The following is a 16,686-nucleotide window of genomic DNA, read 5'->3' on the forward strand; positions in this document are numbered from 1 at the left end:
CCTTACGCAAGAGCGAACTTGGATATGGATGAAACATGAAACTGCACTTCGAGCCAGATCTCGACTACCAACTACAGGCGATCGAAGCAGTCTGCGATCTGTTCCGCGGTCAGGAAGCTTGCCGTACCGAATTTACGGTCACGATGAAAGCCACCGCCCCAGCAGACAGTGATCTCTTTCCTGACTCCTCCCCACAGCAGTTTGCGCTAGGCATCGCCGAGTCCGACCTGGGCGTGGGTAATCGCCTGACGCTGCTCGACGATGAACTGCACGAGAACCTGAGCGACATTCAGCTGCGTGGCGGGCTCCCCCCCTCCGGAATGCTTATTTCAGGCGACTTCACCGTCGAAATGGAGACCGGTACGGGAAAGACGTACGTCTACCTGCGCAGCATCTTTGAGCTGAATAAGCGCTATGGCTTTACAAAGTTCGTCATCGTGGTGCCTTCGATTGCGATAAAAGAAGGAGTCTACAAGACCCTACAGATCACCGAGGATCACTTCAAAGGGATTTATGCTGGCGCACCCTACGATTACTTCCTGTATGACTCGAGCAAACTCGGCGAGGTGCGAAATTTTGCCACCAGCTCTAACATCCAGATCATGGTAGTCACCGTAGGCGCCATCAACAAGAAGGATGTCAACAACCTCTACAAGGATAGCGAAAAGACTGGCGGTGAAAAGCCCATCGATCTGATCAAGGCTACTCGACCGATCCTGATTGTCGACGAGCCTCAGAGCGTGGATGGAGGCCTCAAAGGTGCGGGTAAAAGCGCACTGGATGCAATGAACCCGCTATGCACCTTGCGGTATTCCGCAACTCACGCAGACAAACACCACATGGTCTACCGGCTAGATGCGGTTGACGCCTATGAGCGCCGCTTAGTGAAGCAGATTGAGGTAGCCTCAGCCACGGTGGAAGACGCCCACAACAAGCCATTTGTTCGCTTGGTGGCAGTGAACAACAAGCGTGGTGCAATCTCCGCCAAGATCGAGTTAGATGTGAGCACCGCTACTGGTGGAGTGGTCACCCAAGAAGTCACTGCCTACGATGGTGACGATCTGCAACAGACAGCCAAGCGTGCGGTTTATCAGGATATTCGCATCGGAGAAATCAACACGGCCAAAGGCGAGGAGTTCGTCGAGCTACGGTACCCTGGCGGTGAGAAGTACCTACGCATCGGTGATGTTCATGGCGGAGCAGAACCCCTGGCCATTCAGCGCGAAATGATCCGCCGCACTATTAAGGAGCACCTGGACAAGGAAAAGCGCTTCCGTCCGATGGGCATCAAGGTACTTTCTTTGTTTTTTATCGAGTCGGTCGAGCGCTATCGCCAATACGATACCGACGGCAATCCGGTGAAAGGCGTATACGCTAGCATCTTCGAAGAAGAATACAAACGCTTCGCCAAACACCCGGACTATCAAAGTCTTTTCAGTGAGGTCGACTTCAACCACAGCGCTGAAGAGGTTCACAACGGCTATTTCTCCATCGACAAAAAAGGTGGTTGGTCTAACACCACTGAGAACAACGCTGGCAACAGAGAAAACGCTGAGCGCGCCTACAACCTTATAATGAAGGAAAAGGAAAAGCTGCTCAGCTTCAGCACACCTCTGAAATTCATCTTTTCCCATTCGGCACTCAAGGAAGGTTGGGACAATCCCAACGTATTCCAGATCTGCACCCTGCGAGATATCCAATCCGAGCGTGAGCGCCGACAGACCATTGGGCGCGGCCTGCGTCTATGCGTCAACCAAAGCGGCGAGCGGGTGCGCGGTTTCGAGGTAAATACACTCACGGTGATTGCTACTGAGAACTACGAAACCTTCGCCGAAAACCTGCAAAAAGAGATCGAAGATGACACAGGCATACGCTTCGGCATCGTTGAGCAATACCAATTCGCGGCCGTTGCTATAACTAATACAGAGGGCGAGTCCAAGCCTCTTGGTTTTGAACAGTCCAAGGTGCTTTGGGACTTCCTCAAGGCTCAGCAATACGTTGATGCCAAGGGGAAAGTGCAAGACTCACTGAAACAGGCCCTCAAAGATGGCCTGCTTCAACTACCACCCGAGTTCGAGGCTCAACGCTCTCAAATAGTTGAGCTGCTGAAGAAAGTATCCGGTCGCTTGGAGATCAAGAACGCTGATGAGCGCCGTGTAGTCCCAACTCGCCAAGCAGTACTGCAGAGCGAAGAGTTCAAGGCCCTTTGGGATAGGATCAAGCATCAAACCACCTATCGCGTCGACTTCGACAACGAACAGTTGATCGCCAGCTGCATCAGCAACCTGCAGAAAGCGCCGGCCGTTTTCCGCCCCCGCCTACAGTGGCGCAAAGCAGATCTGGCGATTGGTAAGTCAGGCATAGAGGCCAACGAGAAAAAAGGTGCTTACACTGTCACGCTTGACGAAAGCAACATCGAACTACCCGATATTCTGACCGACCTGCAAGACCGCACGCAGCTCACTCGCCGCACCCTTGTGCGCGTACTCACGGAAAGCCAGCGCCTCGACGACTTCAAGCGCAACCCCCAGCAGTTTATTGAACTGGCAGGCGAAATCATTAACCGCTGCAAGCGCTTAGCGCTGGTAGACGGCATCAGGTACGTGAAACTGGGAGAGGACAGCTACTATGCGCAGGAGCTATTTGAGCAGCAGGAGCTGACTGGCTATCTGAAAAACATGCTGCTCAACACCGAGAAATCTGTCTACGAGCACGTGGTTTACGACTCAGCAATCGAACGTGATTTCGCGCAGGCACTCGAATACAACGATGCAGTTAAGGTGTATGCAAAGCTGCCAGGCTGGTTCCGCATTCCCACACCGCTAGGTAATTACAACCCCGACTGGGCCATCCTAGTCGAGCAGGACGGTACCGAGCGCCTTTATTTTGTTGTGGAAACCAAGAGTAGCTTGTTCAATGATGACCTTCGTCCCGTTGAACAGGCGAAGATCGACTGCGGAACCGCTCACTTCAGCTTACTAGCAAAGAATGAAGCCAGCCTGCGCTTCGGTAGAGCCAGCAGCGTCGATGACGTAATCGCTGGTGTACTGAGCTAAGTAAATCGGGTCAAGAAAACAACATGGATAGAACGATGAGCGAAGAGACAGCGGAGCACCGGAACGGATCAAAATACGTTCATGTTCAAGCGCAGCCGGATCACCTGGAGTCACTCGCTCGCGGAAAGCCAGTAAACGCGCTTGCCGAACTTATCTGGAATGCCTTGGATGCCGATGCAGATCAGGTCCATATCCGAATCACTGACAATGAACTGGGTAGCCCAGTAGAAATCGAGATTTTGGATAATGGAAACGGCATCACTGTGCAGGAGGCTGAGCGGGCATTCGGCAACCTAGGCGGCTCCTGGAAACGAGACCACAGGGCTACTACCGGCGCGCAAAAGAAAATGCACGGTAGGAATGGCAAAGGCCGGTTTAAAGCCTTCGCACTTGGACATGACGTAACTTGGGATACGGCATTTCTTGAGAGTTCAGACAAACTCCTTCAGCACGCCATTAAAGGACAAGCTAGTAAGCTGCAAGACTTCGAAATCATAGAGGCTCACCCGGCCCCAGTTGACCGTCAGCGCGGCACGAAAGTTTATATTTCCAACCTTCAAGACTCCCTAGGAGTACTGACACAAGAGGGGTCAGCAGCAAGACAGTTTGCAGAAATTTTCGCACTATATCTGCGCAATTATCCCGCTACCAATATCACTTTCCGTGAGGAGCGCATTGATCCGAAATCAGTACAGAAATCGCACGACTCTATTGAGCTGCCAGCGTTCCTAGCAATAGACGGGACCGAGGTGCAGGCCAAACTAGACATCGTCGAATGGAGTTTTGCAAAGAAAGAGAGGCGGATATGTCTCTGCGATATAGATGGCTTTGCGCTTCACGAGGTTGAGGCAGGTATTCGGCCGGGAAGTGAATTTAACTTCACGGCGTTCCTTCGCTCAGACTACATCGCGAAGCTGCATCATGAAAACTTACTCACACTCGATGACTTAAACGCTGACCTCCGCCGCCTTGTCGACAGCGCACGTACCGCAATGCGCTCTCATTTCCGTCGCAAAAAAGCAGAGACCGCATCGGAACTGGTCCAGCAATGGAAAGATGAAGGCGTCTATCCTTTCTCTGGAGATGCTGGTGACGAGCTAGAGCAAGCCCGAAGAGAGGTCTTCGACATTTGCGCCTTGAACGTACACCAGTACCTGGACTCTTTTCGCGACGGCCATATTCGGAATCGCCAATTCACGCTCCGAATGATCAAGACCGCTCTTGACGAAAATCCCGAGGCCTTGAAGCGCATTCTGACGGAAGTTTTAGACCTCCCGAAAGAGAAGCAATCGGAGCTTGCTGACCTGCTTCAATACACCACTCTTTCAGCCATTATCGAAGCAAGCAAGCTAGTCACGGATCGACTGCAATTCCTTGCGGGGCTACACGAGCTCCTGTTCGACGCAGAATCAAAACGAGAGCTGAAAGAGCGCACTCAGTTGCACCGGATGCTGGAAAGTGAGACCTGGATCTTTGGTGAGGAATACCTTCTTACCAATAGCGATGAGAACCTGAACACCGTCTTGCGCAAACACTTAGGCAAACTGCGGCCAACCGAGAAAAAGTCCAGAAAGCCAAAACCCGTGCTCCGTGATGATGGCTCCCAGGCAGTCATCGATTTGCTGCTAGGCCGGGAAGTACCCGCTTATGCTAAGACCCGTCGTGAATACCTTGTCGTAGAGCTGAAACGCCCCTCACAAAAAATCGACCTTGAGGTAAAAGCACAAGTCGAAAGTTATGCGATGGCCGTAGCCGCCGACGAGCGATTCGACAAGCATAATACCCACTGGACATTTCTAGCAGTATCGAACGAGATGACAGAAGAAGCAGCACGATCAGTTCGCCAACAGGGAAAAGCCTTCGGTTTCTTTCATGATGAGCCCAACCTCAAAATAGGTCTTGTTACGTGGAGTGAAATCCTTGGCGCGTCCCGGGCCCGACTAGAAGCTTTCCGCGAAAAATTGGACTACACCGCTACAAAAGACGAAGGTGTCGCCTTGCTTCACAGTAAATACTCCCAATACCTTCCTCAATCGTTGCAACCGAAGTAGTCAACTGGGAGTGAGGCATTGCGCCGACAGATGGCACGTCTCGGCGATATGGGGGGACAAATGGGGGGACAGAATTAACTTTCGCAAAAAGCCCCAGCAAAATAAGGCAAAAACTCAAAAATAACGCCGCCCACAAGCCGGCTTTTTAATGTGCGCTCTACCATATTTCCAGCACAGCACTCATCGCTACAACATACTCGCAACTACCTCATCAAAATCAGCAAACCTCTCCTTCAACCGCTCAATCGTCCACCGCCACTTTTGTGTCCTAGGCCTACAAACCGTATTCTGATTACCAAACATCCCAGTCTCCCGCACAGCCTGGCTCACTGGTACGGTCTCTAACCACTCAACCGACACGAAGTAATCACACCGCTCTGGATCGTCCACAAACTCAGCGTGATAATTGGCGCGCTTGGCAACCTCAAGCACCGGGCACTCCTCACCGTTCACACTCACGGTGAATTCGTTCGCCGGGGTCGACTTTCCACGCACCCTTCCAACGCCAACATAACCCTGCTGCGGAATATTCACCCATACACGATCACCCGGCGAAAGCAGCTGCAACGTTCTGCTATACCAAGCGCCGCCGCCACCTGAGATAAAGCCAAACTCCCTGGCGTCCTCCCATGAGCGAGATGTCGAATCTCCGAACGAGCAATAGAACTCACCGTTCCAAGGCTCGTTATGCCCCTCGCTCGCCGATACCGCATTCACTTGTGTCTGAACGGGATCGAGTAGCCAAGACCGACTCAACAGTTGCTGCTCACCCAGTTGGAAAACCTGAAAGCACAGCACGTTGATCGGAATATCTCGCTTGCTGAGGTATTCAACAATCCGCTCACTGCTTGCGTCTAACTCCGTCGCGACAATGACCAACTGATGGCTTTGATTTAGCTCGTCATCGTCCAAGGCACGTCCAAAACGACTTAAAAAGTCAGCATAGAGAGTATTTCCTGGTCTGAATCGCTCGTAAATCGCGCCGATCTCATTCGGCTGTAACCCCTGAACCCACGCAGCGTAATCGAGTGTCTGGGCAACAACGTCCCGAGGAGTGCGGTCGCGTTTGAGCTCAACCAGCACTAAGTTGCCGTCGGGAGCAATCGCCAGCAGATCAATGCGTCCACCTGAACTGGTTTTTTCTTGCTTGCCTATCAGCATCCACTCGTCCGAGAGAATGCCTGGTGAGTTGAGGATCATATTTTCAAGCAACTGCTCGCTGACCAATCGACTCAGAGGGAGCTTGGTCGGCGCAACACCGACGGTCCAAACATCCGTTTTTATAGGCAAGTGGCACATCCTTGGTGAGGTGGAGTCTCGCGACTTTACCACCGTCGCACGCCACTCTGGCGAGTAGCGCAATTGGGCAGCAGGCTGTTGCACAATTTGGATGGGATGATTGATATGTCGCCAATAGCAACATGAAAGAAAGACGTGTCGCAAAAAGCGGCAAATGACGACATAAGCGCAATACGTAAACATGCTGGCCGGGACGGCATTTGATCAGCAAATTGCTGACCAAATGCCTAATCTCACATCACTTCAGCTGCAAACACTCCACCGCCCGATCGGCCACCATCTTCGCCATCTCCACCAAATGCATCACCGCCCTCTGCGGCGCACCCAGCGTTTCCCCAAGCACCTGCGACGTAGCCACCGCACACTGCAGCAACTCCGCCACACGCACCCAGGCATCCTCAAAGCTCAGTTCTTCATTGACTACAAATGGGTTGGCTGCACGCGAAGAGCGTGAATCCGAACAAACGTTATCCATAGCAAAACCTCTAGCGGGAAGTGAATACCACCGTCTTTTCGCGACTAAACGAGTAGAGGTGGCGGCTGTACGCAGGTTAGTCGACCGGCCGCTAGGCACCGGCGCACCCGGAGGTGCCCTGCGCACAGCCACCATAAAGTGCAGGTGAGAAGACACCTGTCTTTGGGATGGCGCGTGCGCCTAGCGAAGTCCGGGCGACTAAACCCGATCACTGAATAAACCAGTGACGACCCGCAGCCTAGTCACGCACTCCCGCTGACGCAATGCGCTTGGGATTCTCTCGGAAACGTCCTTCAAATGAAAGGGACTGATACTGCTGGCCCTCCAACCATTGTCACCTCTGAGTTGACGGTATTACCGGTTTCACCCGATTTATCCCCCAGCCCCCACCCATTAATCTGTGCCCATGTTGAACGCAACGCCCAACCAACCTAAACAAAAAAGGATTCAACCATGAGCACTGCAACCTACAACCGCCTCAACAAAGACGACGCCATTGTTCTGCTGGTCGACCACCAGACCGGCCTGATTTCCCTGGTGCAGGACTTCTCGCCCAACGAGTTCAAGAACAACGTGCTGGCACTGGCCGACCTGGCCAAGTTCTTCAACCTGCCGACTATCCTCACCACCAGCTTCGAGCAAGGCCCGAATGGCCCGCTGGTGCCAGAGCTGAAAGAGATGTTCCCGGACGCGCCCTACATCGCCCGCCCAGGCCAGATCAATGCGTGGGACAACGAAGATTTCGTCAAGGCGATCAAGGCCACTGGTCGTAAGCAGATCATCATCGCGGGTGTGGTGACGGATGTGTGCGTGGCGTTCCCGACCTTGTCGGCGCTGGCGGAAGGGTTTGAGGTGTTTGTGGTGACCGATGCATCGGGCACGTTCAATACCACGGTGCAGCAGGCGGCGTGGAGCCGGATGACGCAAGCGGGTGCGCAGTTGATGAACTGGTTCTCGGTGGCGTGTGAGTTGCACCGCGACTGGCGCAACGATATCGAAGGCCTGGGGAACCTGTTGTCCCAGCGCATTCCCAACTATCGCAACTTGATGAATGGTTACTCGGCGTTGACGGCGCGTAAGGACTAACTCAACCGCTGCATACACTAAGCCTGCCTTAAAACGCAGGCTTTTTTGGTTAACTAGCAATGCGCCATTAGCACACTTGCCCTAATTGTGACGGCACCGCCTCACCACTAAAGTCCTTCGCTTATTTCGAGCCTCAAGGAAGGACGCTATTGAATACCTTAACCAAAGTCGGGCGCTGCCTGGCACTGCTGCCCGTCTTGCTGATCAGCACAACGTCGGTATTGGCCGATGAAGAAACACCGATCGGCGACTGGTCGATCATCTACGGCAGCGGCCGCGCCCATAAAAACGTGATGTATGTGGCCGACCGTACCTCCGTGGTGCCGTCGAACCACAACAAGGGCGCGAAACTGGTGGCCGTCACGGTGGTGTATGAAGAACCGGGCAAGCCGATGATCGATGTGTACAACATCGAAGTGCAGTGCTCCACGCGCAAGGTGCGCTTTCTCAATGGCCAGTCGGTTGCACCGTTTTCCTACACCCTTACGCACTTGAAAGTCTCCAACACGTGGCAGACGCCAAAGGAGTTCTGGCTCGACCGCACGCTCGCGTATGTCTGCGAACCGGGCAAGAGCAAGGACACCATCGCCATGGGCAAGATGACCCACCTGCAGATGATCCAGACCACCAAGGCCATGTTCGAGCAGTTGGGGCCGACTCAGGAGAAGAGCCAGATGATCGACGACCTCGACGACATGTTGGGCAACAAGCGCTGAGCAACACTCACCTACAAGAAGGATTCACGATGCCTACATGGACACGGCTGTTGCTGGCTGGCCTTTTGTTGCCCGCGGTGCTGTTTATCAACGGGTGCCACCTGATTGCACAATCGCGCTGGGAAGGCCGTGACGTGCAAGAGGCGTTGGATTTATTCGGCAAGCCCGACTCGATGAAGAAGCAGAATGCGCCCAATGGCGACACGCAGGTGGTGATGACCTGGCACAAGTCCTCTTCATGGACGACCACTGAAGCCGCCGGGACTTCAATGAATCACACCGGGAACGGGATGGTGTACACGGAGTATTACCAGCAGGTCGGGCACAGTTCGGATTGCAAGCTGGAAGCCACGGTGGATAAGACGAAGAAGATCGTGCTGTTCAGGATTGAGGATGGTCGGATCCTGCATGGCAAGTGCCTGAATGTGCCATTTGTGCCGGGGTATATTCCGCCGGGGTTTTGAGGCTATCAGTCAGTTTTAACCCGCCAGCTCCCGCTCGATCTGCTCGATGCTTGGCAGGCTGGTTCGCAGCTCTGCGGGCAACGACTCAACCAGTTGATATTCCGCTACACCAATCGGTCGATTGTTATCGCGCAACGCATATTCGGCGACGACTTCGTTCTTGCTCTTGCACAACAGCAAGCCGATGGTGGGCCCATCTTGTGGATGTTTAAGCTGGGCATCGACGGCAGCCAGATAAAAGCTCAGCTTCCCCAGGTGCTCGGGTTTGAACTTGCCGGCTTTCAGTTCGATGACCACGTAGCAGCGTAGCTTCACGTGATAGAAGAGCAGATCGACAAAGAACTCATCGCCTCCGACATCCAGCAGTACTTGCTGGCCGACAAAGGCGAAACCGGCGCCTAGCTCTAACAGAAAGTCGGTGACGTGCTTGATCAAGGCGTTTTCTATGTCGCGCTCCTGCGCGTCCAGGGCCAGGCTGAGGAAGTCGAAACGGTAAGGGTCTTTCAGCGACTCACGCGCCAGGTCGGATTGCGGTTTGGGCAGGTGGGTCTCGAAGTTGCTGACCGCCTTGCCACTGCGCTCCAACAAGCGGTTTTCGATTTGCATCACCAGCGAGTTACGCGACCAATTGTTCTCTATCGCCTGGGCTATGTACCAGCGGCGGGTTTCGGGGCCGGGGAGTTTGTCGAGCAACACCACATTGTGGCCCCAAGGCAATTGTGCAGCAGCCTGTTGCACAAATTCAGCATCTGGCCACGCCTCGGCAAAAGCACGCATGTACTTGAGATTACGCGGCGAAAAGCCCTTCATTCGGGGAAAGGCTGCACGCAAATCCTGGGCAAGTCTATCTATGACTTTGCTGCCCCAGCCCTGCTCCGCCTGGCGGGTCAAAATGTCGTGGCCAATCTGCCAATAGAGCAACACCAATTCCCGATTCACTGCCAGTGTTGCGCGCTGTTGCGCCGCATGAATACGGCCTTTCAGGTCGGTCAGCCAGTCACTGTAGCCCGCTGGGGGTGTGGTCAAGCCGATACAGGGTTCGCTCATCCCATGTCACTCTGGAGTTTTGAGGCAGGCTAGTCAGGCGCATTGACTGTCACAAGGGGCGAAGGTCGTTCCAAGAAGGACCCTTCAATAACTACAGAAACGTCCTGCTGGCCATTGCGGACTACTGACTTGACTCTCCCCTATACAGCAGCCTTTACCCTGGAACGCCCTGTTCAGGACCTCCCCATGACCCCGCGTACCCTGGTGATCCTCGGCCATCCTTCCGCCTCCAGCTTTTGTTCAGCCCTGGCCGATACCTACATCCAGGCGGCAAAAAACGCCGGCCATGAAGTACGTGTCCTAAGCTTGGGCGACCTGGCTTTCGACCCCGTCCTTCATCACGGTTACACCCAGATTCAGCCGCTGGAGCCCGACCTGCTCAGCGCGCAATCCGACATTCTCTGGGCCACTCACATGACATTTATCTTCCCGATCTGGTGGGGCGGCATCCCGGCGTTGATGAAGGGCTTTATCGACCGAATTTTCCTACCCGGTTTTGCCTTTAAATACCGAGCTGGCAGGGCTTTTCCTGACAAACTGCTCCACGGCCGAACGGCACATTTACTGGTGACCCTGGACACGCCGCCATGGTATTACCGTTGGTTCTATCGCATGCCGGGCATTCACCAGATGCGCAAGACCACGCTGGGGCTTTGTGGTGTCAAGACTGCAAAGACGCTGCTGTTCGGGCCGGTACTGGGCTCCACTGCGGCGCAGCGGGATACATGGCTGAAACAGGCCGGCGCTTTAACGGAAAAAAGGAGTTTTCATGTACATCGGCAAAGCCGCGCAGTTGTCGGGCACGACCATCAAGGCGATTCGTCACTATGAGGCAATTGGGCTGTTGCCTGCGCCACAGCGTCAGGGCCAATACCGGGTCTATTCGGCGCAAAACGTTGAGCTGCTGATGTTTATCAAGTGCGCGCAGCAGTTGGGGTTCAAGCTCAAGGAGTTGCAGGAGATTCTTTCAGGCCACATAGGCGATGTATTGCCCTGGGAGCGGGCGGACCAGGCAATCGCAGACAAGAAGCAGGAACTAGCCCTGAAAATTGCCGCGCTACAGGAAATGCACGTGGGATTGCAGACATTTGAAGCACAGTTGAAAACATCACAAGAACAGTGCTCGTCAATGGCGCAAAGATCCTGACCGGCGGTGAGCCGAATAAAATGGGTATTCGGCTCATTTGATGAGCCGAATAGGGCGCTTATTCGGCTCACCGCCTGAACACCCTCCCCCACTCATTTGCCCAGAATCCCCATGTCTGCTAGTGTCGCGCCGGTTTACCGTCTACCGGAATAGCCGCCATGGCCCGCAAAAAAGTTGCACTCGATTTCGAACAATCCCTCGCCGACCTGCAAACCCTGGTCGAGCGTCTGGAGAACGGCGAGTTGTCGCTGGAAGACTCGTTGACGGCGTTTGAGCAAGGCATCGGCCTGACCCGCGACTGCCAGAGCGCCTTGGCGCAGGCGGAGCAGAAGGTACAAGTGCTGCTGGAACGTGACGGGGAGTTGGCCGAAGAACCTTTCGATGCGGAACAGCCCGAATGATCGACGCGTATCAGGCCAGTAGCCAAGCCCGGGTCAATGCGGCGTTGGAACCCTTGTTTGTTGCGCCAAGCCCCGAACTCAAGCGTCTTTACGAAGCCATGCGCTACAGCGTGATGAATGGTGGCAAGCGCGTGCGTCCGTTGCTGGCGTATGCGGCGTGCGAAGCCTTGGGCGCAGACGCCGAGCAGGCCAATGGCGCGGCCTGTGCGGTGGAGTTGATCCACGCCTATTCCCTGGTGCATGACGATTTGCCGGCGATGGACGACGACGATTTGCGTCGCGGCCAGCCAACCACCCATAAAGCCTTTGATGAAGCCTGTGCGATCCTCGCCGGTGACGGCCTGCAAAGCCTGGCGTTCAGCGCACTGCTGGACCCGACGCTGAGCAGCGTCAACGCCGAGATCCGTTTGCGCATGGTCACGGCGCTGGCCGTGGCCGCGGGTCCGGCCGGCATGGTCGGTGGCCAGGCCATCGACTTGGGTTCGGTCGGCCAGAAGCTCGATCAACAAGCCCTGGAGTACATGCACCGCCACAAGACCGGTGCTTTGATCGAAGCCGCCGTGCACCTGGGCGCGCTGGCCAGTGGGCGTGCCGAAGGCGCTCAATTGACGGCGTTGAGGACCTACGCGCTGGCCATCGGCCTGGCGTTCCAGGTGCAGGACGATATTCTCGACGTAGAAAGTGACACGGCCACCCTGGGCAAACGCCAAGGCGCCGATATCGCACGGGACAAACCGACGTATCCGGCACTGCTTGGGCTGGAAGCCGCCAAGGCTTATGCCCTGGAACTGCGTGACCAGGCCCTGGACGCCCTGCGACCTTTCGACGCGGCGGCCGAGCCACTGCGTGACTTGGCGCGGTATATCGTCGAACGCCGGCATTGATAACGGCGGCCTTTGCGGCCGCATATCGGCCAAGTTCGGTGCTCTGCGTGGGCAGTTTGCGATGCTTGAGGTAAACTGCCGCCTCTTCTATACCTATAACGATTCGCCTGATGCCCACGACGTTTCAAGAGATTCCCCGCAAGCGCCCGTCCACGCCCCTGCTTGACCGTGCTGTCACGCCGGTCGGCCTGCGTCGACTGGGTGAAGCCGAGCTGGAAACCCTGGCCGATGAGTTGCGCCTGGAATTGCTCTACACGGTCGGCCAGACCGGTGGGCATTTCGGTGCAGGCCTGGGCGTCATCGAGCTGACCATCGCCCTGCATTACGTATTCGATACCCCGGATGACCGGCTGGTGTGGGACGTGGGCCATCAGGCGTATCCGCATAAAATCCTCACGGGGCGCCGCGAGCAGATGGGCACCCTGCGCCAGAAGGACGGCATTGCCGCCTTCCCTCGCCGCGCCGAGAGCGAGTACGACACCTTTGGCGTCGGCCACTCCAGCACCTCCATCAGTGCCGCGCTGGGCATGGCGATTGCCGCCCGCCTGCAAGGCAGCGATCGCAAGGCGATTGCGGTGATTGGTGATGGCGCGCTGACCGCCGGCATGGCGTTCGAGGCGCTGAACCATGCGCCGGAAGTGGACGCCAACATGCTGGTGATCCTCAACGACAACGACATGTCGATCTCGCGCAATGTCGGTGGCCTGTCCAATTACCTGGCTAAGATCCTCTCCAGCCGCACCTACGCAAGCATGCGCGAAGGCAGCAAGAAGGTGCTCTCGCGTCTGCCTGGCGCGTGGGAAATTGCCCGCCGTACCGAAGAATATGCCAAGGGCATGCTGGTACCCGGCACCCTGTTCGAAGAGCTGGGCTGGAACTACATCGGCCCGATCGACGGCCACGACCTGCCCACCCTGATCGCCACGCTGCGCAACATGCGTGACCTCAAGGGCCCACAGTTCCTGCATATCGTCACCAAGAAAGGCAAAGGCTTCGCCCCGGCGGAAGTCGACCCGATCGGCTACCACGCCATCACCAAGCTGGAACCGCTGGACGCTCCCGCCGCTGCGCCGAAAAAGGCCAGCGGCCCGAAGTATTCCGGTGTGTTCGGCCAATGGCTGTGCGACATGGCCGCCGCCGACCCGCGCCTGGTAGGCATTACCCCGGCGATGAAGGAAGGCTCCGACCTGGTGGCCTTCAGCGAGCGTTTCCCGCTGCGCTACTTCGATGTGGCGATTGCCGAACAGCACGCGGTGACCTTCGCCGCCGGCATGGCCTGTGAAGGCGCCAAGCCGGTGGTGGCGATCTACTCCACCTTCCTGCAGCGCGGTTACGATCAGTTGGTACATGACGTGGCGGTGCAGAACCTCGACGTACTGTTCGCCATCGACCGCGCTGGTTTGGTGGGCGAAGACGGCCCGACCCACGCCGGCAGCTTCGACTTGTCTTACCTGCGCTGCATCCCCGGCATGCTGGTGATGACACCGAGCGACGAGAACGAACTGCGCAAGATGCTCAGCACCGGCCACCTGTACAACGGCCCGGCGGCTGTGCGTTACCCGCGCGGTAATGGCCCGAATGCAGTGATCGAGAAAGACCTTGAGCCTATCGAGATCGGCAAGGGCATCGTGCGTCGCCAAGGCAGCAAGACTGCGTTCCTGGTGTTCGGCGTGCAACTGGCGGAAGCGCTGAAAGTAGCCGAGAAAATCGACGCTACCGTGGTCGACATGCGCTTCGTCAAACCACTGGATGAAGACCTGGTGCGTGAGATTGCCGGCAGCCATGAGCTGCTGGTGACCGTCGAAGAAAACGCCATCATGGGCGGTGCCGGTGCGGCCGTCAGCGAGTTCCTGGCGCGGGAGAATATCCTCAAGTCGGTGCTGCACCTGGGCTTGCCGGATGTGTACGTCGAACACGCCAAGCCGGCGCAGATGCTGGCGGAATGCGGGTTGGATGAGGTCGGCATCGAAGCGTCAGTGCGCGAGCGCATGGCACTACTCGGCCTGTAACACCCCGAACACTTGTAGGAGCTGGCTTGCCAGCGATAGCGGCCGCACATTCAACATCAGTGTGTCAGACAGACCGCCATCGCCGGCAAGCCGGCACCTACAACGCTATGGACAGCCCATGAATCGTCTGCACTTTGCCCTGCCCTTTCTTCTTCTGCCTGCCACCGACCTGCTCGCCGACACCCGCGACGACGCCTTGAAACTCCCCGACGTCGTTATCAGCGCCAACCGCCAGGTCCAGGCCCGCAACGACAGCAGCGCCGCCAACACCGTCTTCACCCGCGACGATATCGACCGCCTGCAACCCACCAGCGTGACTGACCTGCTCAGCCGCGTGCCCGGCGTGCAGGTCGCGCCAACCGGCGGACGTGGCAGCCTGCCGGGGATTTACATCCGTGGCACCAAATCTGCGCAAAGCCTGGTGCTGGTGGACGGCCAGCGCATTGCCAACACCACCTCCGGCGACAGTGGCCTGCAATACCTTAACGTCGACCAGATTGAACGGGTGGAAGTGCTGCGCGGCTCACGTTCGGTGATCTATGGCAGCGATGCGATCGGTGGGGTGATCCAAGTGTTTACCCGGCGTAATGCCGAGCAGGGTCTACAGCCGCGCTTGAAAGTGGGCTTTGGCAGCAACCAGACGTGGGAGCGCAGCCTCGGCCTGTCCGGTGGCGATGAACGCACACGTTTCAACCTCGGCGCGAGCCTGGATGAAACCGCCGGCATCAATTCGACACACGCCTCATTCCCCAGCGATGGCGACCATGATGCCTATCGCAACCAGTCCGTCAGCCTGAACCTCAGCCACTCGTTGAGCGATGAGTTGGAAGCGGGTTTCAATCTGCTGGATAACCGCGGCAAGTCGGAGTACGACAACAGCTTCGGCCGCTACGACGTCGCCACCGGGCAAACCGTCGGGCAAAAGCCCTACACCGACTACACCGTGAGCAGCGCCAGCGGCTACGTGGATGCCAAGCTCAACGAGCGCTGGCAGTCGCGCCTGGAACTGGGCCACAGCGAAAACCGCGATACCAAGCGCGACACCCTCAGTGACGATTTCAGTGTGTTCAACACCTACCGCGACTCGGTCAATTGGCAGAACGACCTGAAGCTGAATGAGCAGAACAGCCTGATACTCGGCGGTGACTGGTACGAAGACCGCTTCCATGGCAGCACCACGTTCACTGAAAACAGCCGCTGGAACCGCGCCGCCTTTGTGCAGCATCGCTTTCAAGGCGAATGGTTTTCCACCGAACTGGGCCTGCGGCGCGACCAGAACCAGCAGTTTGGCGGGCAGAACAGCTGGAGCGGCACCCTGACGCTACCGGTCAACCCGGACAATGACCTGCTGTTGAGTTACAGCGAAGGTTTCCGTGCTCCGACCTTCAACGACCTGTATTACCCGGACACGAAGTACAGCAATCCCAATCTGCAGCCGGAAACCTCGAAGAGCTACGAGTTGCAATGGCGCAGCCAGTTGAGCGACAGCACGCGTCTGGAAGCGTCGCTGTACCGCACCGACTTGAGCGATGCGATCATTCTCGATCGCTCCGGCAAGCCGCAGAACGTAGCGTCAGCGCGCATCAACGGCTTTGAAGCCGCGCTCAAGCAGGAATTGTTTGGCTGGCAAGGCAACCTGGGGCTTTCGATCATCGACCCACGCGACCGCGACAGCGGCCACACCCTGGCCCGCCGCGCGCGGCGTACGTTGAACCTGGATCTGGATCGGCAGTTCGACAAACTGGGCGTAGGTGCCAGTTGGCAAGCCATCAGCAGCAGTTATGACGATGAAGACAACACCCACCGCCTGGGCGGCTATGCCTTGCTTGGGTTACGCAGCAGTTGGGCTGTGAGTCGGGAAGTGGCGTTGTCGTTGAAGGTCGATAACCTGTTGGACAAATCCTATGCGCGGGCGCGTTACAGCTATGACGATCCAAACTTTTTGAACAATCAGGATTACCGTGAGGAAGGTCGGGTGTGGATGGTTGGGGTGACGTGGACGCCTGAGATCTGAATTGGCTGTACCGGCCTCATCGCAGGCAAGCCAGCTC

14 protein-coding genes are annotated in these 16,686 nt (G+C 56.5%); 11 read left to right on the forward strand and 3 right to left on the reverse strand.

What is annotated here, in order from left to right:
- Window positions 1–35 precede the first annotated feature (35 nt).
- Together EJ576_RS17795 and EJ576_RS17800 are read left to right on the forward strand one after the other, a co-directional pair.
- Complete coding sequence (locus tag EJ576_RS17795) at window positions 36–3,056, forward strand: type III restriction-modification system endonuclease (protein ID WP_126570793.1); 3,021 nt, start codon at window positions 36–38, stop codon at window positions 3,054–3,056.
- A gap of 35 nt (window positions 3,057–3,091) precedes the next feature.
- Window positions 3,092–5,107, forward strand: coding sequence for an ATP-binding protein (locus EJ576_RS17800; RefSeq protein ID WP_158628951.1), 2,016 nt, complete (start codon window positions 3,092–3,094; stop codon window positions 5,105–5,107).
- Between the two features lie 186 nt (window positions 5,108–5,293).
- On the opposite strand, the gene EJ576_RS17805 is transcribed toward EJ576_RS17800, so the two are convergent.
- The gene (locus tag EJ576_RS17805; RefSeq protein WP_126570795.1) at window positions 5,294–6,397 is read right to left on the reverse strand and encodes a nuclease; all 1,104 of its coding nucleotides are present in this window, start codon (window positions 6,395–6,397) and stop codon (window positions 5,294–5,296) included.
- 247 nt (window positions 6,398–6,644) lie between these two features.
- On the reverse strand, window positions 6,645–6,881 hold the full coding sequence (locus tag EJ576_RS17810) for a hypothetical protein (protein WP_126570796.1): 237 nt from the start codon (window positions 6,879–6,881) through the stop codon (window positions 6,645–6,647).
- A gap of 453 nt (window positions 6,882–7,334) precedes the next feature.
- Here EJ576_RS17810 and ycaC point away from each other — a divergent pair, with 453 nt between their 5' ends.
- The 3 genes from ycaC to EJ576_RS17825 all read left to right on the forward strand — a co-directional run bounded on the left by ycaC (window position 7,335) and on the right by EJ576_RS17825 (window position 9,147).
- Window positions 7,335–7,967: an isochorismate family cysteine hydrolase YcaC gene (gene ycaC, locus EJ576_RS17815; protein WP_016978556.1), complete on the forward strand. Its 633-nt coding sequence runs from the start codon at window positions 7,335–7,337 to the stop codon at window positions 7,965–7,967.
- A 149-nt stretch (window positions 7,968–8,116) separates the two neighbouring features.
- Window positions 8,117–8,683 carry a hypothetical protein gene (locus EJ576_RS17820; protein ID WP_123475774.1) on the forward strand — a complete coding sequence of 189 codons (567 nt, stop codon included), beginning with the start codon at window positions 8,117–8,119 and terminating at the stop codon, window positions 8,681–8,683.
- Window positions 8,684–8,712: 29 nt separating this feature from the next.
- Window positions 8,713–9,147, forward strand: a complete 435-nt coding sequence (locus tag EJ576_RS17825) for a hypothetical protein (RefSeq protein ID WP_016978554.1) — start codon at window positions 8,713–8,715, stop codon at window positions 9,145–9,147.
- Between the two features lie 15 nt (window positions 9,148–9,162).
- Here the strand turns inward: EJ576_RS17825 and EJ576_RS17830 are convergent, their stop codons facing one another.
- Entirely contained in the window at window positions 9,163–10,194 is a 1,032-nt protein-coding gene (locus tag EJ576_RS17830; protein WP_126570797.1) for a YhcG family protein, read from the reverse strand.
- Window positions 10,195–10,380: 186 nt separating this feature from the next.
- On the opposite strand from EJ576_RS17830, the gene EJ576_RS17835 reads away from it, so the two are divergent.
- The 6 genes from EJ576_RS17835 to EJ576_RS17860 all read left to right on the forward strand — a co-directional run bounded on the left by EJ576_RS17835 (window position 10,381) and on the right by EJ576_RS17860 (window position 16,649).
- Window positions 10,381–11,025 (forward strand): NAD(P)H-dependent oxidoreductase, encoded by a 645-nt coding sequence (locus EJ576_RS17835; protein ID WP_126570798.1) that lies wholly within the window; start codon window positions 10,381–10,383, stop codon window positions 11,023–11,025.
- A complete protein-coding gene (locus EJ576_RS17840; RefSeq protein ID WP_126570799.1) occupies window positions 10,964–11,341 on the forward strand; it encodes a MerR family transcriptional regulator in 378 nt (125 codons plus the stop codon). The genes EJ576_RS17835 and EJ576_RS17840 overlap by 62 nt, the downstream gene beginning before the upstream one ends.
- Window positions 11,342–11,499: 158 nt before the next feature.
- Complete coding sequence (locus EJ576_RS17845) at window positions 11,500–11,742, forward strand: exodeoxyribonuclease VII small subunit (protein ID WP_003176346.1); 243 nt, start codon at window positions 11,500–11,502, stop codon at window positions 11,740–11,742.
- Entirely contained in the window at window positions 11,739–12,626 is an 888-nt protein-coding gene (ispA, locus tag EJ576_RS17850) for a (2E,6E)-farnesyl diphosphate synthase (protein ID WP_126570800.1), read from the forward strand. Before EJ576_RS17845 ends, ispA begins: the two co-directional genes overlap by 4 nt.
- 110 nt (window positions 12,627–12,736) lie before the next feature.
- Window positions 12,737–14,635: a 1-deoxy-D-xylulose-5-phosphate synthase gene (gene dxs, locus EJ576_RS17855; protein ID WP_126570801.1), complete on the forward strand. Its 1,899-nt coding sequence runs from the start codon at window positions 12,737–12,739 to the stop codon at window positions 14,633–14,635.
- A 118-nt stretch (window positions 14,636–14,753) separates the two neighbouring features.
- Window positions 14,754–16,649, forward strand: coding sequence for a TonB-dependent receptor domain-containing protein (locus EJ576_RS17860; protein WP_126570802.1), 1,896 nt, complete (start codon window positions 14,754–14,756; stop codon window positions 16,647–16,649).
- The last annotated feature ends 37 nt before the right edge of the window (window positions 16,650–16,686 follow it).

The organism is Pseudomonas sp. C 49-2, from assembly GCF_003970195.1.
Taxonomy (GTDB): Bacteria; Pseudomonadota; Gammaproteobacteria; order Pseudomonadales; family Pseudomonadaceae; genus Aquipseudomonas; species Aquipseudomonas canadensis.